Source organism: Spirosoma endophyticum (assembly GCF_900112365.1).
In the GTDB taxonomy this organism is placed as follows: domain Bacteria; phylum Bacteroidota; class Bacteroidia; order Cytophagales; family Spirosomataceae; genus Spirosoma; species Spirosoma endophyticum.
This window is the reverse complement of sequence record NZ_FOLQ01000001.1, coordinates 770,943-793,152: the sequence shown is the minus strand read 5'-3', so window position 1 is coordinate 793,152 and position 22,210 is coordinate 770,943. Positions and strand designations below refer to the sequence as shown.

Below are 22,210 nucleotides of genomic sequence, written 5' to 3'. Positions count from 1 at the left end.
TAACCTAGAAATTTCATCGAATGAGACATACACTCGTAAAACATGTAAGCCGGGCCTTGCTGTGCGGATTTGCCCTAACCAGCACCGTTGGCTGTAAGGAGTTCCTGGAAGAAAAGGCTCCATCGAACCTGACCCCCGATAGTTTTTATACGATTCCTGACCAAGCTGAATCAGCTCTGGCATCGGTATACGCCAGCCTGCGTTTCATGGGCGAAGGGGCTGGTATCTTCTCCAGCAACTGGCAATTGCTGGAAGCCCTGACGGGTACATCCACTACGGAAACTGCGCAAAACTCCGACCTCAATAACCTTTATGGGTTAGTACATGACGGCAATACAGCGCACGTAGTTAACTACTGGAATGGTCTGTACCGCGTGATTGCTAATGCCAATCAGGTACTTGACAAGGTACCGGCTATTACGCCAATGGATGCCGCTCAGAAAGCTAAAATTCTGGGTGAAGCTCGGTTCCTGCGGGCTTCGGCCTATTTTACAGCGGTTCAACTATGGGGTGATATTCCCTTGATTACCAAGTCGCAAACGGTAAATTCGGCGGACTTCCTGCCGGCCCGTGCATCCAAGGAGGAGGTCTACAAACTGATTGTCGACGACCTGGTTGCTGCCGAAGGGGCTGGCCTGGCCTGGATGGACGTAACCGGACGGGTTAACTTAGCCGCCGTCAAAACGCAGTTGTCCAAAGTATATCTGACGATGGCTGGCTTCCCGCTCAGCAAAGGAGCCTCGCACTATAAGTTAGCCGCCGACAAAGCGCTGGAAGTGATTACCTATGCCAATGCGAATCCAGGTACAATCAACCTGTTTACGAATTATAACGATGTCCATAGTGAAAGCACTGAGAACCGGATAGAACACCTGTTCGAAATCCAGTACAATACAAGTGTAGCTGGTAACCCAATGGACAATTTCTACCCGAACTTTAAACCAGTTACCTATAATGGTCCTGGTGGAACGGGTAGCTCAGTTCCAGTGCCTAGTTTTTACAATTCATATGAACCAGGCGATTTGCGGGCTAAGGATCAGGAAGGGTACTTCTACACGACGTATTATACCAATGGCAACGGTGCTCAGTTCAGCTTAGGCGCCCCTTACGTATTCAAGCACTTCAACCGGACAGCAAACGGTACGTCGGGCGTTGCTGGTACCCGTCAGAATAACCTGAACGTGCCGCAGATTCGTTACGCAGAAACACTGCTGATTTATGCAGAAGCCCAGAACGAAGTGGGTGGGCCAACCCAGGCTGCCTACGATGCCATGAAGCGTATTCGTGACCGGGCTAAATTGACGACACCCGCGTTGGGAACGTACACGCAGGCTACCTTCCGGGAAGCCGTTTGGCGGGAGCGTTGGCACGAACTGTGCTACGAGCAAATTACCTGGTTTGATATGGTTCGTCTGCGGAAAGTGTACAATGATAAAACCAGTGGTTTCGATAATTTCGTTGGACACGTGAATCCAAGTTCAAATAATCAGCCTTTGCAGGAAAAACATCTGCTGCTCCCAATTCCAAAGCAGGAGTTGCTAAACAACCCTAACCTGAAAACTCAGAATCCGGGTTACCCAGGCGTATAACTGATTAGGTAAAAGCAACAATGCCACACCCGTTAGTAACGGGTGTGGCATTGTTGCTTTTACCTAAACCGATAGCGTTTGATACAATAATTTGAGTTCTGTATCAGTGACAGTGATGCCTGAATTTCTTCAGACTGGTAGAGGTAAATCAAGCATTTTTTGATTCTAAGGCCTGAACACCTGCGGTATCAAACGTAACGATTTCCTATTCCAGCGTAAACGAAATGGGTAGATTGAATTTCACCCGAACAGCCCGCCCCGACTGCTTGCCGGGTTTCCATCGGGGCATCTTCTGCATGACCCGAATAGCCTCTTCATCACAGCCAAATCCAATACCTTTCAAGACCTGCAAATCGGTGAGACTTCCATCGGAGTTGACAACGAAGCTGACGAAAACTTTACCCGATACACCCGCTGATGCTGCCGCGCGAGGATACTTCAGACTCCTGCTAAGAAAATCGCCCAGCGCTGTCATGCCGCCAGGGTACTCAGGTTGTTGCTCGACCATGATGAAGGGTTCATCAGATTTGGCCTCAATTTCAATGGCTTTTTCCTGAACCGTCGGGGGTTTCGCTTCCGGGGCTGCAATCACGTCCACCTCACCCGTGCCTTCGGCGGTTTCGGTACCTGACGTGGCATCCTTAAAATCCTCCACCGTAGGCGGCAACGTTTCCTCAACCACATCAGCCTCGGGCATCACAACGAGCGGTAAATTTCGTACTGTATTGACGGCTGGTGCCTGCTCAGCAGGCGGGATGATAAGGGGTTTTTCGACTGGCGGCTCCGCAATTTTTGTCAGCGTTACCTCTTTCATTGACAACTCCCTATCAATAGAATTTTTGGGCCAGAACCGGGCGTAAAGCGTAGGAGTTGCCAGCGCAGCCAGAAACAAACCGATGCCCAATCCTACGGCACGGGTGATAATTGAACGGTATTGTTGACGTAGTACGAAGGCGCCGTAAGCCCGGTTGCGGTTCTGAAAAATAATGTCGTCGTAGGAGAGCGCGACGGCCTCTGGAGCGTTGACGTGAAGCATGAGACTGTGGGTTTGGTTTGTAACGCAAGGATGTTCGCGGTGCTCAAATTCCACAAATCCGGTTTCAGACGCTCTCCTGTTTAGCTATCGTCGTTGTGTCTTTAATGCGCTTAAACCTCCCAAAATTCAAAACATTCGGGAAGTTCTGTTTCGGCCCGCTGCGTTTTAAACCTACCGTTTCGCTAATGCAACGAAGTCTTTTACTTCCAGAATTCGTTTCTCGTAACCCACCGTTGCCGTTTTGATCATTGCCAGTCCCAATTCTTCCAGGGTGGAAAAGCCAGCCGGGTAAAGTGCCCGGCCAATCGGGTATAGCCAGGCAAGGTATCGGTAATAACTCTTCACGTTTTTCTGGCCCGGAACCGCTTTCAAAAAGCCTGGCCGGAACATGTACGCGTTCTTGAATAGCTGCAGCAACGCATTTTCTGTAGCCCCTTTTACTCGTGCCCACGCCAGTCGCCCCTTTTCGGTACTATCGGTGCCAGCGCCAGAAACGTACGTAAATGTCATGTCTGGGTTTAGTTTTGCCAGCGTTTTTGCTACGTTCAGGGTAAGGTCGTACGTCAGGTGCTTGTATTCCTCATCGCCCATGCCCACCGACGATACACCCAGACAGAAAAAACAGGCATTGTAACCCGCCAGCTGCTGCTCAATGGGGCTCAGGTTAAAGAAATCATTGTAGATGATTTCCTTCAGTTTGGGATGCGATACACCACCCGGTTTCCGGTTGATGACCAGCACCTGCTCAACATCGGGATGAGTGAGACATTCGAGTAAAACACCTTCGCCCACCATGCCGGTAGCGCCGGTTATTATCGCGTTGATTTTCATGGAATACATACTGGATAGGTAGCCATGACGAATGACCGCCTTTTTGAACTGAATAAATGTACCGGGTTGACCGACAGCATCCAAATTAACCCTAATAAGTAGTTTACATACCGATCAGGCATCTGTTTTATTCCTGTCTGAGCCCGTAAAACAGAAGGTTAACATAACGTCATGGCAAATACAAACATAGATAATTACAGCTTCGATGCTATTGTGGTGGGATCGGGTATCAGTGGAGGCTGGGCGGCTAAAGAATTGACGGATAAAGGCCTGCGAACGCTGCTTCTGGATCGGGGACGAAATGTGCAGCACGTAACAGATTATCCCACGGCGATGATGAATCCCTGGGAGTTCGAACACCGGGGGGAGGTATCGCTTCAGACAAAACAAGCCTACTCGGTGGCTAGCCGAAATTATGCGTTCAACGAGGGTAGTTCACTTTTTTACGCCAAAGACAGCGACCATCCCTATGTGCAGGAAAAACCCTTCGACTGGATTCAGGGCTACCAGGTGGGCGGCCGATCGCTTCTGTGGGGACGGCAAACCCAGCGCTGGAGTGACTTCGATTTCAGCGGCCCCGCCCGCGATGGTTTTGCCGTAGACTGGCCCATTCGCTACGTTGATCTGGCCCCCTGGTACAGCCATGTCGAACGCTTTGCCGGGATTTCGGGCAACCGCGATGGACTGGCCACGCTACCCGACGGCGAGTTTTTGCCACCCCACGAAATGAGCTGTGTGGAGACGTATTTCAAACAGAAAATGGGTCAGCACTATCCCGATCGGCCGGTTATTATGGGTCGGGTCGCTCACCTGACCCAACCGAATCCCATTCATACCAAACAGGGTCGGGCTCGCTGCCAGCATCGCACCCTGTGCGAGCGGGGATGTCCGTTTGGGGGCTATTACAGCAGCAATGCGTCTACCATTCCCTGGGCGTTGAAAACCGGCAAACTCACTTTACGGCCCGACTCAGTCGTGCATTCCATTATTTATGATCCAGTAAAAGCGAAAGCAACGGGCGTGCGGGTGATCGATGCGCATACCAAACAAATGACTGAGTACTACGCCCGTGTGTTATTTCTCAACGCATCGGCGCTGAACACCAATAAGATTTTACTCAATTCCTCATCCAGTCGATTTCCCCATGGACTAGGCAATGACAATGGATTGCTGGGTAAATTCATCGCGTTTCACAGCTACCGGGGGCGCGTCGCAGGGCAGTATGCAGGCTTTGCCGACACCACTACCTCGGGACGACGCCCCAACAGCAGCTATCTTCCCCGGTTCCGGAATGTGATTCATCAGGAAACGGACTTTCTGCGGGGCTATGCCGCTACGTTCTCGGCGGGTCGATCTTCGCAGGCCGACCAGAGCGGATTAGGGGCCGATTTAAAAAAACGTCTGACAAGCAGCACACTTGGCCCCTGGTTGGTGCAGTCGAGTATGATGGGCGAAACCATTCCCAAAGAAATCAGCACCGTTCGGCTTGACCCGACGCTGAAAGATTCCTGGGGGATTCCCCAATTGAGCGTTTCGGTGGCCTACGATGAGAACGACGAGAAAATGCTACGTGACTTCTTTGAACAGTTTGCCGAAATGTATGAACGGGCGGGTTTTACGGACATCAAGCAGATCGATACCGGGCGGATTCCAGGCAGTGAAAATCACGAAATGGGTGGCGTTCGGATGGGCCGCGATCCGAAAACGTCGTTGCTCAATAAGTGGAATCAGCTACATGCCTGCAAAAACGTATTCGTAACCGATGGCGCCTGCATGACCTCCACCTCGACCCAGAATCCATCGCTGACTTACATGGCATTAACGGCCAGGGCGGCCGATTATGCAGTCCGACAATTGAAAGCACAAAATCTATAATCGACTCACTGTATATGCCCTCATTGACGCGTCGATCTGCCCTGAAAACTACGGCTGCTGGACTGGCAACTGCGCTGCTGAGACCCATAGTGGGTTTTGATACAATGAAGCCCCAACTCTCTTTTTCGACCCTTGGTTGCCCTAAATGGGATATGGACACGATTCTGAAAACCGCCGTCAAAAGTGGCTATCAGGGTGTCGAGTTTCGGGGTTTACAAGGGGAATTAGACTTGACCAAATGCCCGGAATTTAGTACGGCGGCCCGCGCTAAGGAGACACGGGACCGGTTTGCGAGTCAGGGCATACGTATCTGCAACTTAGGCTCGTCCGCACAATTGCATCACGCTGATGCCCAGAAACGAGCTCAAAATCTGGACGGTGCCCGGCGGTTTATCGATCTGGCCCAGCAACTCAACTGCCCGTTTGTGCGGGTATTTCCTGATCAGCTTCCGCCCGATCAGCCGCGGGAGAAAACGCTTCAACGCATTAGCGAGGGCTTACTGGAGCTAGGCAAATACGCCAAAGATAAATCGGTCACGGTGTTGCTCGAATCACACGGCGAACTCACCAGAAGTGACCTGCTGGTCCAGATTTTTCAATCGGCCAAACACCCGAACGTCGGATTAATCTGGGACATCGTCAATATGTGGGTTGATGCGAAAGAAGCGCCTAAAATGGTCTACGAAAAACTGCATACCCACATCCGGCATGTTCATGTGAAAGACGTCCGAATTGTAGGTGATACCCATCGGTACGTCTTGTTAGGCAAAGGCGAGGCTCCTCTTCGGGAAGCCATTGATGCGCTTAAAGCCGGGGGCTATGGTGGGTACTACAGTTTTGAATGGGAGAAACTCTGGCATCCCGAAATTGAAGATCCAGAAGTGGCAATCCCCAGCTACCCGCCTGCCATGAAGGCATATTTCTAGACAAGATTTACAGTCCTTTAGGTTTATTAGCCTCTAATCGCCTTATTATTCCAGCCATTAAACCAGTCAATCCTATGCGAGGCCTTTTTTTTGCTTTATACTTAACCATGTTCCTGGCTCCCTGCACCACGCTACTGTCGCAGGATTTGGTCAGCAATCGCCAGCGTGACATCGTGTTCAAGTCGGTTAATGTAATTCCGATGGATCAGGAGCGCATCCTTGAAAATCAAACAGTTGTTGTGAAAGACGGCAAAATAACTGCGCTTGGTGCCGATGGAAACGTGAAGTTTAGTAAAGGCGCGCTGGTGGTTGATGCGAAAGGAAAATACCTGACACCCGGTTGGGCCGAAATCCACGCACACGTGCCACCCATCGACGACATAGAGCCGATGAAAGAGGTGTTGATCCTGTATCTGGCGAACGGCATCACGACCATTCGGGGAATGCTTGGCCACCCGAAACACCTGGAACTACGTAGTAAAATCAACAGCGGTGAAATTCTTGGACCACATTTTTACGCAACGGGTTCATCGTTCAATGGACAAACCGTAAAGACGGCGGAACGCGGTGCCGAGATGGTGCGGGAACAGAAAGCCGCTGGCTATGATTACCTGAAACTACACCCTGGCCTTACGAAAGAAACCTTTCCGGCCATTGCCAAAACCGCCAACGAAGTGGGCATTCCGTTCGTGGGACACGTATCGTTTAATGTGGGCGTCTGGCGGGCAATTGATGCGGGCTATTCATCCATCGATCATTTAGACGGTTTTGTTGAGGCAATAGTACCGCGATCTGATACGCTGGCAGAGCCGGAGACAGGCTTGTTTGCGTCCTGGATTGCCTACCGGGCCGATGAAAGCCAGATTCCCAACTTAGTGAACGGGTTACGCGGAAAGCACATTCGGGTGGTGCCTACACAGGCGTTGGCCGAGCGGTGGCTTTCGCCCCTTCCGGCCGATGCGTTTACGAACGATCCTGAAATGAAATACATGAAACCCGAGCAGGTGAAGGGCTGGGAGAACACAAAAAAGGGCTATCTCGATAATCCTAATTTCTCAAAAGAACATGCCAAAAAACTGATTCAGATTCGTCGGAAGTTGATTTTGGCCTGTCAGAAAAATGGCGTTGAGTTGCTGCTGGGTTCCGATGCACCACAAATATTCAACGTGCCGGGCTTCTCCATTCATCACGAAATGAAGTACATGGTCGATGCCGGATTGACGCCTTACGAAACACTACGTACCGGTACCGTCAACGTAGCGTCATACCTGAAAAAGCCGGATTCCGGCACGATCAAAACCGGTAACGTATCCGATCTGGTCTTGCTCAGTGGCAACCCGCTGAAAGACATTAGTCAAACCAAAAACATTGAGGGCGTGATGATCGGCACCAACTGGCTCTCGAAAGACTATATCCAGAAGGAATTGAAAAAGCTGGAGAAGCAGTAGTTTTCCGGCAGGATCTACAACCGGAAAACTACTGCTTCTCCTTGAACTACTCATTCCCCTTTCCGACGCAGTAAAAAATAGCCGGCTATCCAGGCTGTCAATGCCGTCAGGCCGTGAATCCAGGCTGCATTGGGCACCGCTGATGATGAGGTTAAGACGATGATCATATCACAAACTGGCGTCAGCGACCCCACCAGAAATAGTGCTGCCAGTGGGTTTCGCCAGTTAGCAAGCGTGAAAATCAGAAAGAATAGGCCCGACGTCGTATCGCGAATGCCCTTGATGTAGTGAAACGATTCATTCGGTTGAGCGTAAATCAGACCGAATCCACGTTCAGCTATTTCAGGGGCGATCAAGAAACGACCGCCGATAAAGAGAAGTGCAGCCCCGAAGAAATAACCGATTGCTTTAGCCCAGATGGGCAGTTTTTCTGTATGCATCGTAGTACGTATTAATTATTGACCCGACAAAGGTCTTCGTCTGTACAGACGCATCCATTCACCTATGTGAAAATCGACGGGTAATCTATTTCTGCTCCAGTTTTGTTAGCAGCGCTTCGAGTTCACGTTTTTTTGCTTGATAAATGCGGTGTTCCCAACCACCGGCAAAATAAGTCATACCAAAAAAGATCAGTAAACCCAGGGACAGCCAGATCGATTGTCCACTTTCCCAAAAACCCAGCAGACTCAAGAAGCCAATTGGTACGATATTCCAGCGCATCAATTGGGAAAGACGAACCTGATAGGTAGCCATTGACATAGCCTGCTTCAGTTCGCCGAGCAGTGAACGATCAAATGTGTCGCTACTTTTTAGTCGGCGAATCCGACTCACCAGCACATACAAAGCAGTGCCAAGCATCCAGGCCGACATGAGGTACAATGACAGGTTGGTCGGCGGCTTGAAATAATTCAGGCCAAGCGTCAAACTTCCGGCGCCAATATTCACCACCAATAGGAGTAACTCGCTGAAATTAGCGATATGGCTTACTTTTTCCTTTTTCACCAGAATACGTTTGTGTAAGGCGGTTTCATTGATAGACCAAAGCGGTTCATGCGTCTGGGAATCCCAGATTTTTTGTATTTCATCAAATTCCATAGTGATCCTGTTGTTTAGATTTCGTGATAAGCTGTTTTTTGATTCGATTGATTTTTACCCCAACGTTTGATTCCGAGATACCGACGATCGTTGCCATCTCTTTGTAGCTGAACCCATCCAGCAGCAAGAGCGTAATGGAGCGATCGATTTCATCGAGTTTGTAGATTGCCTCATAGAGCCATGTCAGACGTTCGTCAATCTGAACTTTGGTCTCCTGTAAAATAGCCTGTACGTTGTCGAGCGTTTCTTGGGCTTTGCTATGTTTTCGTTCGTTGCTCACCCATTTTAACGCCGTATTCAAGGCTATACGATAGATCCAGGTCGTAGTAGACGACTGTTGCCGGAAGGTGGGAACAGAGTGCCATACCTGAATGATGATCTCCTGGAAAAGATCGTCCTGGTCCATGGCAGTTACGGCATAAGCACGCACGACTTTAAACACGAGCGACTTATGGTGGCCAAGCCACGTTTCGAAAATATGATTCTGTTCAAGTTCACTCATAACTCCGCTTATTTATCCCATTAGTACTCATTAGGCACTGGATTCTTACAAGCGGGACGAATTAGTTGAACGATTGGCAGACTGTCAATACTGTTTGCCCGCCCGCTGTGCCCGAATCCGGCTAAGCGACTGCGGCTTAATACCAACATAGGAGGCTATAACGTATTGAGGTACCCGTTCCTGCAAATCAGGAAAGCTGCGGAGAAACGTATCGTACCGTTCTTCGGCGTTTTCATTATAGAATGAGGTAAGCTTCTGGAGCATCCCTACGAACAAGTCCTCCGCCACCAGTCGCCCGAACTTCTGCCCTTCGTGAAGTCTTGCATAAAGCAATTGCAGGTTATCGTAACTAATAACCAGCAGTGTCGTGTCCTCGATGGCCTGGATAAATCGGGTTGAAGGGGTTTGGGTCAGAAAGCTCTCGTAATTGCAGGTGAAGGTTCGTTCGGGCGAGAAATCGTACGTATGTTCGATACCATCGTCCAGAATGTAGTAGCGAAGCAGTCCGTCCACCACAAAACCAACGTAGTGGCAAACGTCGTCGGCCCGCAGGAAGAAATCATCCGACGCTATGTGTCTGCGCTCGAACAAAGCTGAAATAATGGATTCTTCCTCAGAATGAACAGTCACCCAGTGGCGGATCGCCTGTAGTAAGGACGTGTAGTCGGTATTCATTTTTTGCTCCTTTTTGTCCTACATCCCCAGTGGGCAAGTTAAAGCCTACCGTGATTTCCTGAGCGGTGACCAGAAGAAAATTCTGTAGGCAACATTGCTGAAAGTTGAAACGGAATAAGCATTATTGTGTTGTCAGGATGTCAGGTTTTTGAACCGCAAGGTGGTCTGCCAACACCAAATCTCTTTTTGTATCAACTCAATTTTAACCATCAAACTCATGAAAATTGGAATTATCGGCGCAGGGGGCATTGGCCTGGCCTTTGCCAAACATGCCGCCAGGGCAGGCTACAACGTACTTATCAGCAATAGTCGTGGCCCGAAATCATTAACGGATGCAGTCGAACAACTGGGCGGTAACACAAAAGCTGTTACGGTAGAGGAAGCGGCTCAGGCGGATATTGTTTTTATTTCACTTCCCTGGACCAGGCTGGAAGCCGCAATAGCCGGATGGCCTTCGTTTGACGGCCGTATCGTCATTGACCCCATGAATGCGTTTACGCCCGATTTTAAACCCGTTGATCTTCAGGGGAAAACGTCCAGCGAAGTGGTTGCCAGTTGGCTACCCGGTGCTAAAGTCGTGAAGGCATTCAATACGTTACCGCTGGCACTTCTGGAAGCTGATCCGCACGAAGCCGGTGGGAGTCGCGTAATTGCTTATTCGGGCGATGATACTGATGCCAAAAAAACGGTTGGTGAATTGATTGCTAAAATGGGTTTTGCAGGTCTCGATCTGGGTGGCCTGATTGCTGGAGGAATACTACAATCGTTTGCGACGGGCCCTTTCCCAATGCTTAATCTGATCAAGCTGGGTTAATGCATTTGTTGGGTCTGATTTTAGCTGGTCACTCATCTGCAATCAGACCCAACCTATTTCCTGTGCTTCTTTTTCGGTTTCTACTGGCGCCCTAGATTCCTTCTTTTGGGTTGTGAGTATGGCGCGTTAATGCATATACGTGTACACTACCTAGCTTCACGCTGTCTGGCGTAATCTCAAACGTGGAAAATAGATGCGTTTTTGATTTCGCCCAATTAGCTTAATCGCTGGAATTAACTTTTAACGTAGCGTTAGCTATGTTTGCATAAATTTCGCATATATTGATAATGACCAAATAACCTTTTCCTTGCTTAGGTGAATAAGATAGAGAAATTTCTGCATGTTATACCTCTTACGCCCATTCCTCCCTATGACCAGCGTCTTTCTCTTAGTATTCTTTGCTTGTTGAGTGGCTATCTGTCGGTTGCCTATGATTTTGGCTCCGGGAAAGTGCCTGTTACCAGCAAATGAGGCATTGGGAGCGAGTATTCACATACAACCTGAAAATATGTCAATGAAAATGTACCCACTGTACTTTAACAAAAGTTCCTGTTTATTCATAATCAGCTTTTTGCTGCTGGTGAACCCGCTTCTAATGGGCCAGCAAAAAGCCATTCCCAAACCGGAAGAAACACTCGGTTTCTCCGTTGGAGCTGATTTTAAACTCGCTACGTATGAACAGTCGCTAACCTATTTCCAGAAACTTGACGAAGCCAGCGACCTGATCAAACTGGTTCATGTAGGCGAAACATCGGAAGGACGACCCTGGTATTTTGCCTTGATTTCGTCCAAAAATAACCTGGACAATATTGATAAATACCGGGCCATCGCGCAACGACTGGCACATCCGGCAGGGTTGACGGATGAAGAAGCCAAAAAGCTGTCGATGGAAGGGAAGCCTTTCGTACACATTGACGGTGGTTTGCACGCATCAGAAGTAGCGGGTGCTCAGCACACGATTTCGCTGGCCTACGAAATGCTCAGCAAGGCCGACGACCCAAAGATCAGTAAGATTTTGGATGATGTAGTGCTTATGTTGTGGCCGTCGCTCAACCCCGATGGACAGACGATGATAGGCGATTGGTACAAATCAAATGTGGGTACACCTTATGAAGTATCGCCGGCGCCGTTTTTGTACCAGAAATACGTTGGACACGACAACAACCGCGATGCCTACATGCTCAACATGATCGAGTCGCGCGTGGTGACCCGCACCTGGCGCGCGTGGGAGCCGAATATCATTTTTGTGCATCACCAGACGTCGCCCTTTCCGACACGTATCTGGTTGCCACCTTTTGCCGAACCTATTGCGTCTCAAACGCCACCGATCATTGCTCGTGAGGTGAATATGATTGGTATGGCGATGGCGCAGGCGCTGGAAAGCAATGGACAGAAGGGCGCTACGCATATGGGAACAGGTTTCGACGCCTGGTATCCCGGCTACATCGACTACATGCCGGTGCTACAAAATATCCCCGCTTTCTGGACCGAAACGGCCTTGTATAATTATGCAACACCCCACTTTTATACGGTCCGTGATTTCCCGAAAGACAAGAATGAGTTTCGGATAGAATCCTTGTATTCAAGTCCGTGGCCAGGAGGTTGGTGGCGAATCAGCGATGCCATTGCCTACATGCAGACAGCCTCACTGGCGACGCTCGACTATGCCGCAAAATACGGTGATGTGCTGTTGTACAACCGGTATCAGGCAGGACGTAACACGATTAAAAAATACGAGCAGGAGCCGCCTTATGCCTATTTCATTCCACAGAAACAACGCGATCCTGTACGGCCGGCTGAGTTACTACGTCGGCTGGCTTTTCACGGCATTCGCATTGGTCAGCTAACTAAAGACGTAGCGTTTGACGGACGGAGTTATCCCAAAGGCACCTGGGTGATTCCGATGAATCAGGAATATGGAGAATTGACCAAACAACTGCTCGATGTTCAGGCGTACCCTGATATACGTGAGTTCCCCGGTGGCCCACCTGAGCAACCCTATGATGCCGCTGGTTGGACACTGCCCCTGCAATTTGAACTCAACGTAATTCCGGCTACCACCCCGCTTTCTGCCGATGTAAAAGGAGCGATTCAACTGGTTTCGGGAACCAGCAAAGACTGGAAAACGGATGATCGTAAAGATGCCAGTCCGGCCGATTTCGTTGGTGGCATTGGCTTCGATACGCACCCGGTATCGGCAGCAATCAAAGCGCCGGAAGGACGCCTGACAGGTACGGGTCCTGTTGTTTGGGTTAATCCGGCCGAAAACAACGCGTTCAAAGTAATTACCCGCACGTTGAAAGCGGGAGGGACGGTTAAATATAACAAAGACAGCCAACGCTACGCCGTTGGCGGAGTTGCCCGAACCACGCTGGAACCGTGGGTAAAAGATTTGGGGGTGAACGCCGAACTCACCACCAATACGTCTGGTGCAACCGTAAAACCACGAATTGCCGTCTACAAACCCTGGACGGCCAGCATGGATGAAGGCTGGAGCCATTGGGTACTCGAGCAATTTGAATTTCCGTTCGTGAACGTTACAAATGCCGACATGCTGGCGGGAAACCTCAACGACCGGTTCGACGTGATTCTGATTGCTTCCGAACGACCAAGGAATATCCGGGATGGTTTCGCGAAAGGGGCTGTGCCGCCTGCCTACGAAGGCGGTTTGGGCGCGTTGGGGGCCGCGAATCTGGACAATTTCGTGAGCCAGGGCGGCACGCTCGTTTGCCTGAACGAAAGCAGCGATTATGCCATCGAAGCGCTCCATTTGCCGGTGAAGAACGTAGTGGCGGGCGTGAATAGCAAAGACTATTTTACGGGTGGCTCCCTGCTGGAAGTCGAAATTGATCCCATGCATCCGGTCATGGCGGGGATGCCCACCAGAGCCGCTGTTTTTGTGGAAGATAGCCCCGTATTTGCTACCCTCGATGGCTTTAAAGGGCAGGCGTTGGCTAAATTTGCTCCGTCGGGTTCGCCGTTGCGATCGGGCTATATGCTGGGCGAAAAGTTTCTACAGGGGTTCGCGGCTTCGCTGGATGTGCAGCATGGTAAGGGGCACGTAGTGCTGCATGGTTTCCGGCCTCAATGGCGCGGTCAACCATTGGGAACGTACCGCATTCTGCTGAATTCGGTGCTGTATGGCGGAGAGCTTGCCAAAGTCAACTACGGCACACCCGACTTCTGGAAATCTCCTACGTTGCCAGCAAAACCGAAGGAAGACGAGAAAAAGTAATTGAAGAGACGTCCCGAAAAGGATGTAACAATCAATCGGTCAATCTCCCTCCCCGAAGGAAGGGAGACGCCGTAGTTCAGATTAGGTTGGTCTGGAAAGCATGGTAGACTGTCTACCGTGCTTTTTTATTTGTTAAAGGTGGGAGCTACGTTCAATTACTCATCGTTAATATCCAGCGTTTGATAAACTAATCTACTTTTGTAACTATACCAGATGATCGGATCTATAATGGGACAAGTTGCATTACCGACCAAACCAGCTGTTTCTGCCGAAAAAACAGTCTTTCCAATTTTATTTGCTATCAGCTTTTCGCACCTGCTGAACGATTCCATTCAGGCAGTTATACCGGCAATTTATCCCGTTATCAAAGAATCATTCCGGCTGAATTTTACGCAAATCGGCCTGATTACACTGGTCTTCCAATTGACGGCTTCCTTATGTCAGCCATTTGTAGGCCTGTTTACGGATCGTAACCCGATGCCCTATTCACTGGCCGTTGGCATGTGCATTACCCTGATTGGTCTGCTAAGTTTATCGGTAGCTAATGTCTTTCCCTGGCTGCTCCTGTCGGTTGCGCTGATCGGCATTGGCTCGGCCATTTTCCATCCAGAGGCATCCCGCGTAGCCTTTCTGGCATCGGGCGGTAAAAAAGGGATGGCTCAATCCTTGTTTCAGGTGGGCGGCAATGCCGGAAGCGCCATTGGGCCGTTATTGGCCGCGCTGGTTATCGTTAGGTATGGGCAGTCGTCGGTGAGCTGGTTTGCGGGAATTGCGCTGCTGGCCATCTGCATTTTAGTGATTTTAGGAAATTGGTATAAGAAGCATAATGTGCGTCGGACGGCTAAAGCGGGCCTGGAGCTGATGCCTGGTCTGACGAAAAAAAGGGCGTTAATCTCTCTCGGTATCCTGCTGGTGCTGGTCTTTTCCAAGTACGTATATATGGCCAGTATGAGCAGCTACTACACGTTTTACCTCATTGAGAAATTTCATTTGTCTGTACAGGAATCACAGATTTACCTGTTCGTATTTCTGTTTTCGGTTGCTGTTGGGACATTCGTAGGAGGACCGCTTGGTGACCGGATTGGGCGACGCTACGTCATCTGGATTTCAATTCTTGGCGCGGCTCCCTTTACGCTGTTATTACCTCATGTGAATCTTTTCTGGACGGGCATTCTCACCGTGTGCATTGGCCTGACACTCTCATCGGCGTTTTCGGCTATTCTGGTGTACGCGCAGGAGCTCGTACCCGGTAAAGTGGGCATGATTGCCGGACTGTTTTTTGGCTTTGCCTTCGGAATGGGTGGTATTGGTTCGGCTGTTTTGGGTCGTCTGGCCGATGCTACCAGTCTGCCATACGTTTATAACGTCTGTTCATTTCTGCCTTTGCTGGGTATACTGACCGTGTTTTTGCCCAATACGCCTAAGGCAAAGTAATTATTTCTGACCGCTGTAACCTGTCCACAAGCGTACGTCAACTGTCCGTTTCTGGACACTGATTATTCATTGACTTTCTGAAAAAAGGCTATTCCAACACGGAATAGCCTTTTTTTTAGTTTGGCCGGGCATTTGATATACCGAAATAGAAGTAATACAATGGTAGGATCAACAGCTTAGCTTTTGAGGTATGCGACGAAGTGATTTAGGTGAGTTTGAGGAAGTGGTTTTGCTGGCCGTGGCCGCTCTCTCCCCCAAGGCATATTCGGTCGTCATTGCCGAAGAACTTGAACGGGAAACCGGTAATTCGGTCAGTACGGGCGCGGTTCATGCTGCGCTGCAACGATTGGAGCAGAAAGGTTATCTGACCTCCCTGCTCGGTGAAGCCACGGCTGAGCGGGGAGGGCGCCGGAAACGCCTTTTTACCGTTACGCCCCTGGGTGGACGAATTCTGGAGGAGGTACGTGCCGTACGTAATCGACTGTGGGACCGTATCGTTCCGAAGATTCGGCTGGAGTGGAGCTGACCTGGCTGACTGACTAATGTACTTCACGAAATATGAACAATTACTAGCGACAGATAGCCTCTGCCCCATGCTCTTACCCCGCTGCCCATGACCCCGCCCCGTTTAGCTGACAAACTGCTCACCCTCTTCTGCGCTCCGCATCTGCGGGAGGAAGTGCTGGGCGATCTGCACGAGCGCTACGTCCTGCGGGTGCAACAACTGGGCGAAGCCAGCGCCCGACGGCGCTACTGGCGGGACGTAGTGGCCTATATGCGACCGACTTTTATCAAACGTGAAGCGAGCGATTACCCAACCCCAACACATACGGATATGCTACGAAACTACCTCAAAATCGCCTTTCGAAACCTCACTAAAAACAAGGTATATTCTGCGATAAACATTGCTGGTCTGGCAACAGGAATGGCTGTCGCTATGCTCATTGGCCTGTGGGTCTGGAACGAGTTCGCCTACAACCAGACGTACGCGAATTATGACCGCATTGCGAAGGTGATGCAGAATCAGACGTTCAATGATAAAATTGATACCTGGTCTGGTCAGGCGATGCAGTTAGCCCCCGAACTTCGCCGTAGTTACGGAGGACATTTTAAGTACGTCGTCACGGCTGATTATCCCGGTAATCACCTGTTGTCGCTTGGCAATCAGAAAATCACAAAATCGGGCAATTTCATGGAACCCGACATCACGGAAATGCTGGCGCTGACAATGTTGAAAGGCACACGGGCGGGACTCAATGATCCTTTTTCCATTTTACTGTCCGAATCGGCGGCTAAAGCCCTGTTTGGCAATGCAGATCCGTTGAACAAGCTGATCAACCTTGACAAGAAATGGGCGGTAAAGGTGAGTGGCGTTTATGCCGATTTACCACAGAATTCTTCGTTTCAGAATTTAGCCTTTATCGCGCCCTGGGAACTGAAAAAGAAGGATTTGCCCGAATGGCTTAGCTGGGGGAATAGCTGGTTTCAAACGTTTGTTCAGATAGCCGATAACGCTGGTATGGACAACGTATCAGCAACTATCAAAGATGCCAAGCTGAATAAAGTTAGAAATAATGATGACACCCGCTTTAAGCCCGAACTATTTCTGCTACCGATGCGCAACTGGCATTTGTATTCGGAGTTTAAGAATGGCGTAAACGTAGGCGGACAAATTCAATACGTCTGGCTATTCAGTATTATTGGGTTTTTCGTGCTGTTACTGGCCTGCATCAATTTCATGAACCTGAGTACGGCCCGAAGCGAGAAACGGGCCAGAGAAGTGGGTGTTCGGAAGGCCATTGGCTCGTTGCGGAAGCAAATCATACTGCAATTTTTCAGCGAGTCGTTTCTGGTAGTGAGCATCGCGTTTGCGCTCGCCCTATTGCTGGTTCTTCTTGCCCTTCCTGGATTTAATTCGGTAGCCGACCGGCAGATTGGCATCCCGTGGTCCAGTCCACTGTTCTGGTTTTCAGCTCTTGGCTTTAGCCTATTGACCAGCCTGGTGGCCGGTAGTTATCCCGCTATATATCTGTCCTCTTTTCAGCCCATCAAGGTATTAAAAGGTACTTTTCAGGTCGGACGCTTTGCAACCCTTCCGCGTAAAGTGCTGGTGGTTGTTCAGTTTACCGTTTCCATAACCCTGATCATCGGGACCCTGATCGTATTTCAACAAATTGATTTTGCCAAGAATAGGCCAGTGGGCTATAGCCGTAGCAGTTTGCTTTCGATTCCAATAAAAACGGATGATCTGATTACTCATTTTGCTACGTTCCGGGACGAGTTACTGAACACAGGAGCCGTTGAGGAAGTAGCGGCAACAGATTCGCCCATTACCGATACGTATGTTACAAACAGTGGGCTAAGCTGGAAAGGCAAAGCCCCGAATATGACTGATGAATTCGTGACGTTACGTGTCACCCACGAATTTGGAAAGATGATTGGCTGGCAGGTAAAAGAAGGCCGCGATTTCTCCAAAGAATTTCCCACAGATTCCACCGGATTTGTTCTGAACGAAGCGGCTGTGGCTTACATGGGGTTGAAAAATCCAATCAATGAAATCATTCAATGGGGCGACGGAAAATATAAAGTGATTGGCGTTGTTAAAAATCTGATAACTCAATCGCCTTATGAACCCGTTAAGCAGACGATCTTTTTTATTAACTACAAGCGGGTTTCGCTGATAACGGTAAAAATTAACCCCGCGAAAAGTGCCTCCGAAGCTCTGGCCAAAATTGAAACGATCTATAAAAAATACGACCCGGATAATCCGTTCGACTACAAATTTGCCGACCAGGAATATGCCAGGAAATTCGGTGAAGAAGAACGTATTGGTAAACTAGCCAGCTTCTTTGCTGTGCTCGCCATCTTCATTAGTTGTCTGGGGTTGTTCGGGCTGGCTTCATTTGTGATGGAGCAACGGACCAAAGAGATTGGCATTCGGAAGGTTATGGGTGCATCGGTCGCCAATCTATGGCAATTACTTTCCCGAGATTTTGTCGTACTGGTGGTTATTTCGCTCCTCATTGCGGGTCCGATGGCCTGGTATTTCATGCAGTTATGGATTCAGAAATACACGTATCGTACTGAATTGTCGTGGTGGATTTTTGCCGCATCGGGTGCGGGGGCTTTGCTCATTACGTTGCTGACGGTGAGCTTTCAAAGTATCAAAGCAGCCCTTATGAATCCGGTAAAGAGTTTGCGATCTGAGTAATTTGTGCTTATTTCCCTGGGTACAACAAGAAACCAAACATGAAAGCCATTCTTTGCCGAGCGTATGGCCTGCCCGATACACTCACGCTGGAAGATGTTCCATCACTTGTGCCCGGCCCCGGCGAAGTGCTGACTCAGGTGAAAGCGACGAGCCTGAATTTCCCGGATACGCTCACGATTCGGAACCTGTATCAATTCAAACCAGCCTTGCCGTTTTCGCCGGGGAGCGAATCATCGGGTATCGTGAAAGCAGTAGGCGAGGACGTCACGCACCTCAAACCCGGCGACCACGTGTTTACGTTTGGCTCGCACGGTGGATTGGCCGAGGAACGACTTTCGGACGCTCGTGTCACCATCCCCATTCCCGACGGCATGGACTTTGTGACGGGAGCCTCGACGCTGTATGCCTTCGGTACGTCCTACCATGCGCTGAAAGATCGTGCCCAGCTAAAACCCGGTGAAACTTTATTGGTTCTGGGAGCTGCCGGAGGGGTAGGGTTAGCCGCTGTGGAGTTGGGTAAACTCATGGGCGCCACCGTCATTGCGGCTGCATCGACGGCCGAAAAACTGGCCGTTTGTCAGGAGAAAGGCGCTACGTATCTCATTAATTATTCGACTGAAGATTTGCGCGAACGTATCAAAGACATCACGCAGGGCAAGGGCGTTGACGTAGTGTATGATCCCGTTGGCGACAAATGGGCTGAACCCGCGATTCGATCACTGGCCTGGAAAGGGCGCTATCTGATCGTGGGTTTTGCTGGCGGTGACATACCGAAGATTCCGCTCAATCTAGCACTGCTTAAAGGCAGTTCGCTGGTGGGTGTATTCTGGGGAGCGTTTACGCAGAAAGAAGCTGCACTCAGTTTGAAAAACATGCAGGAGATTGCTACCTTGGTGATGCAGGGCAAAATTTCGCCCCACATCTCGAAACAATATTCATTGGCCGAAGCTCCGCAGGCCCTCACCGACATGATGGAGCGCAAGGTGATCGGCAAAGCTGTTGTGGTATTAGATGACGAATAAAACGTTAGAGTCGGGTTGTTGAACCCGACTCTAACGTTTTATTTCCTGGTTGGTTTGGCGCTCATGTAAAACGTCAATTTTCCACCTTTCATAATATCGGAATGGGTAATGACGGGTTTTGTTAATGGCTGACCATTCAACAGCACCTTTTGTACATACACATTCCTGTCGCCCTGATTAAGGGCTTCGATTGTAAAGGTTTGCCCACTTTCCAGATTCAGTCGGGCGCTTTTGACCGAAGGGCTACCCAGTGAATACTCGTCTGAACCGGGCGCTACCGGATAAAAACCCATCGACGAAAACATGTACCAGGCGCTCATCTGGCCACAATCATCGTTACCGCCCAGCCCGTCGGGAGTCGATTTGTACTGCTTGTTCAGGATCATGCGAACACGTTCCTGGGTTTTCCAGGGCTGATCGGTCCAGTTGTAGAGATAGGCGATGTGGTGGGCCGGTTCGTTACCATGAATGTAGCCGCCGATGATCCCTTCGCGGGTGATGTCTTCGGTTTCGGCAAAAAACTCATCCGGCAAGTGCATCGAAAAGAGCGTATCGAGTCGGGTCGCAAACTTTTTAGGGCCACCCATATACTGAATCAGAGCCGCCGGGTCCTGAGGAACGAAAAAGCTGAAGTTCCAGGAATTGCCTTCGATAAAGCCCTGGCCGTCTGTTTTGTAGACGTCAAATTCCTGTTTGAACGAACCATCCGCCAGGCGGGGGCGCATAAAGCAAATCGACTTGTCGAAGACGTTTTGCCAGTTTTGAGAGCGTTTTCGATACGTATCATACACATCCTGCCGATTCAGTTTTTTCGCCAGTTGGGCAATGCACCAATCGTCATACGAGTATTCGAGCGTATTCGAGACGGAGGTGCCATTGCTGGCCGCAGGCACGTAACCTTTGTCAATATACTCGCCAATGCCTTCGTAACTGCGGTGATTGGACGTAGCAATACAGGCATCCAGCGCTTTTTGGGCATCGCCTTTGAAGGTTCCTTTTACAATGGCATCCGCCAGCACCGATACGCTATGGTAGCCACTCATGCACCAGTTATCGTTGGCATAGTGCGACCAGATGGGCAGCATTTTCAATGCACTCTGGTCATAGTGCATGAGCATGGATTGCACCATGTCGTTAGCCCGCGCTGGCTGAATGAGATTGAAAAATGGATGCAATGCCCGGTAGGTATCCCAGAGCGAAAACGTCGTATAATTCGTAAACCCGGTTGCCGAATGAACGCCCTGATCCAGCCCTTTGTACTGGCCGTTGGCATCCATGTACATCGTTGGGTTAATGAACGTGTGATAGAGTGAGGTATAAAAATTTACTTTATCGGTTTCGGACGCGTCGATCTGGATTTTGTTTAATTCCCGATTCCAGTCGGCCTGCGCCTTTATTTTTGTCTGGTCAAAGTTCCAGTGTGGAATTTCAGATTGCATGTTGGCGAGGGCATTTTCCTGACTAACCGGCGACAGTGCCATCTTTAGCTGTACTTTCTCGCCCTCCTGGGTGTCGAAATCGAAATACATCCGGATGCGTTTACCAGCAATCTCCGGGAAGTTCTTTGTCTGGTCGAACTTGCGCCAGAATCCTTTGTACACCTGCGCTTTATCGAGGTTCTTCTGGCCGTATGACCTGAACGGTTTAGAGAACGACAGGGCGAAATACACGGTTCGCGTTCGTGCCCAGCCGTTGGTTTGCCGGTAGCCCGTAATCAACGTATCATTTACAACGCGCACATACGTCCAGACAACCTTGTCGTCGTAATTGTAAATCCCATGCGTCAGATCCAGAATAACGTGCGACTGATCGGATTTCGGAAAGGTGTACTGATGGAATCCTACCCGACTGGAGGCCGTCATCTCCGCCAGAATATTATGATCATCAAGTTTTACTTTATAATAACCTGCTTCGGCGACTTCGTTGGCGTGCGAAAACGCTGACCGATACCCACTTTTGGGGTCAGACGCCACGCCCGGATTTAGTTGCAAAGCACCCTGAGTAGGCATGATCAGAAAATCACCCAGATCGGAGTGGCCCGTGCCGCTGAAGTGCGTGTGGCTGAATCCAACAATCGTTTTGTCCTCGTATTTATAGCCCGCACAGTATTTATAGACAGCACCGTTGTACTTGCCGTTCAGCTCGTAGGATAACGTATCGGAGTCGGGGCTGAGCTGGACAGAGCCGAACGGCACCGTTGCTCCCGGAAAGGTGTGCCCCATTTTTTCGGTCCCAATCAGCGGATGGACGTAGTGAACAAGGTTCTGTTGGGCGTAGGTAATAAAAAAGAGGCATTGAAAAAGCACGGTCAGGCTAACTTTCATCATTTTGGGAGTCAGCGAATGGTGCCAGACAGACACTCGGAGAATAAAGAGATGCACGGAGTTTTGAGGATTTTTGGGAATGATGTACGTAGTCTGTAAAGCTAAGGGCTAAAAGCGACAAAAAGTATTGGTGAAGATTGCCTGCTGATGCCATATGGACGTGCGATTTTGCAATTGCCTGTGCGAATTCGCA

Annotated in this window: 18 protein-coding genes; 11 read left to right on the top strand and 7 right to left on the bottom strand. The window is 49.8% G+C overall.

Annotated features, from left to right (window positions below; genetic code table 11):
- Positions 1–20 precede the first annotated feature (20 nt).
- Positions 21–1,589 carry a RagB/SusD family nutrient uptake outer membrane protein gene (locus BM202_RS03070; RefSeq protein WP_093822980.1) on the top strand — a complete coding sequence of 523 codons (1,569 nt, stop codon included), beginning with the start codon at positions 21–23 and terminating at the stop codon, positions 1,587–1,589.
- Positions 1,590–1,794: 205 nt separating this feature from the next.
- Here the strand turns inward: BM202_RS03070 and BM202_RS03065 are convergent, their stop codons facing one another.
- The gene (locus BM202_RS03065) at positions 1,795–2,625 is read right to left on the bottom strand and encodes an energy transducer TonB (protein WP_093822979.1); all 831 of its coding nucleotides are present in this window, start codon (positions 2,623–2,625) and stop codon (positions 1,795–1,797) included.
- A gap of 171 nt (positions 2,626–2,796) precedes the next feature.
- Entirely contained in the window at positions 2,797–3,456 is a 660-nt protein-coding gene (locus BM202_RS03060; protein ID WP_093823619.1) for a Rossmann-fold NAD(P)-binding domain-containing protein, read from the bottom strand.
- 171 nt (positions 3,457–3,627) lie between these two features.
- Between BM202_RS03060 and BM202_RS03055 the strand changes: the two genes are divergently transcribed.
- The 3 genes from BM202_RS03055 to BM202_RS03045 all read left to right on the top strand — a co-directional run bounded on the left by BM202_RS03055 (position 3,628) and on the right by BM202_RS03045 (position 7,705).
- Positions 3,628–5,331, top strand: a complete 1,704-nt coding sequence (locus BM202_RS03055; protein WP_093822978.1) for a GMC oxidoreductase — start codon at positions 3,628–3,630, stop codon at positions 5,329–5,331.
- A 14-nt stretch (positions 5,332–5,345) separates the two neighbouring features.
- Positions 5,346–6,257, top strand: coding sequence for a sugar phosphate isomerase/epimerase family protein (locus tag BM202_RS03050; RefSeq protein WP_093822977.1), 912 nt, complete (start codon positions 5,346–5,348; stop codon positions 6,255–6,257).
- Positions 6,258–6,364: 107 nt separating this feature from the next.
- On the top strand, positions 6,365–7,705 hold the full coding sequence (locus tag BM202_RS03045; protein WP_394333778.1) for an amidohydrolase family protein: 1,341 nt from the start codon (positions 6,365–6,367) through the stop codon (positions 7,703–7,705).
- 50 nt (positions 7,706–7,755) lie between these two features.
- Here BM202_RS03045 and BM202_RS03040 read toward each other — a convergent pair whose 3' ends face one another.
- The 4 genes from BM202_RS03040 to BM202_RS03025 all read right to left on the bottom strand — a co-directional run bounded on the left by BM202_RS03040 (position 7,756) and on the right by BM202_RS03025 (position 9,977).
- Positions 7,756–8,145, bottom strand: coding sequence for a DUF4267 domain-containing protein (locus BM202_RS03040; protein ID WP_093822975.1), 390 nt, complete (start codon positions 8,143–8,145; stop codon positions 7,756–7,758).
- 85 nt (positions 8,146–8,230) lie between these two features.
- Positions 8,231–8,800: a hypothetical protein gene (locus tag BM202_RS03035; protein WP_093822974.1), complete on the bottom strand. Its 570-nt coding sequence runs from the start codon at positions 8,798–8,800 to the stop codon at positions 8,231–8,233.
- On the bottom strand, positions 8,790–9,302 hold the full coding sequence (locus BM202_RS03030) for an RNA polymerase sigma factor (protein WP_093822973.1): 513 nt from the start codon (positions 9,300–9,302) through the stop codon (positions 8,790–8,792). Before BM202_RS03030 ends, BM202_RS03035 begins: the two co-directional genes overlap by 11 nt.
- 84 nt (positions 9,303–9,386) lie before the next feature.
- Positions 9,387–9,977 (bottom strand): Crp/Fnr family transcriptional regulator, encoded by a 591-nt coding sequence (locus BM202_RS03025; protein WP_093822972.1) that lies wholly within the window; start codon positions 9,975–9,977, stop codon positions 9,387–9,389.
- Between the two features lie 160 nt (positions 9,978–10,137).
- Between BM202_RS03025 and BM202_RS03020 the strand changes: the two genes are divergently transcribed.
- The 7 genes from BM202_RS03020 (at position 10,138) to BM202_RS02995 (ending at position 19,693) form a co-directional block, all read left to right on the top strand.
- Positions 10,138–10,791, top strand: coding sequence for an NADPH-dependent F420 reductase (locus tag BM202_RS03020; protein WP_394333777.1), 654 nt, complete (start codon positions 10,138–10,140; stop codon positions 10,789–10,791).
- Between the two features lie 315 nt (positions 10,792–11,106).
- The gene (locus BM202_RS37055; RefSeq protein ID WP_177236486.1) at positions 11,107–11,262 is read left to right on the top strand and encodes a hypothetical protein; all 156 of its coding nucleotides are present in this window, start codon (positions 11,107–11,109) and stop codon (positions 11,260–11,262) included.
- Between the two features lie 109 nt (positions 11,263–11,371).
- Positions 11,372–14,026: a M14 family metallopeptidase gene (locus BM202_RS03015; protein ID WP_245776496.1), complete on the top strand. Its 2,655-nt coding sequence runs from the start codon at positions 11,372–11,374 to the stop codon at positions 14,024–14,026.
- Between the two features lie 213 nt (positions 14,027–14,239).
- On the top strand, positions 14,240–15,460 hold the full coding sequence (locus tag BM202_RS03010) for an MFS transporter (RefSeq protein WP_093822969.1): 1,221 nt from the start codon (positions 14,240–14,242) through the stop codon (positions 15,458–15,460).
- Positions 15,461–15,650: 190 nt separating this feature from the next.
- Entirely contained in the window at positions 15,651–15,986 is a 336-nt protein-coding gene (locus BM202_RS03005) for a PadR family transcriptional regulator (RefSeq protein WP_093822968.1), read from the top strand.
- 87 nt (positions 15,987–16,073) lie between these two features.
- Complete coding sequence (locus BM202_RS03000; protein ID WP_093822967.1) at positions 16,074–18,671, top strand: ABC transporter permease; 2,598 nt, start codon at positions 16,074–16,076, stop codon at positions 18,669–18,671.
- Between the two features lie 38 nt (positions 18,672–18,709).
- Entirely contained in the window at positions 18,710–19,693 is a 984-nt protein-coding gene (locus BM202_RS02995) for an NADPH:quinone oxidoreductase family protein (RefSeq protein ID WP_093822966.1), read from the top strand.
- Between the two features lie 38 nt (positions 19,694–19,731).
- Here BM202_RS02995 and BM202_RS02990 read toward each other — a convergent pair whose 3' ends face one another.
- Positions 19,732–22,020, bottom strand: a complete 2,289-nt coding sequence (locus BM202_RS02990) for a GH92 family glycosyl hydrolase (protein WP_093822965.1) — start codon at positions 22,018–22,020, stop codon at positions 19,732–19,734.
- Between the last annotated feature and the right edge of the window lie 190 nt (positions 22,021–22,210).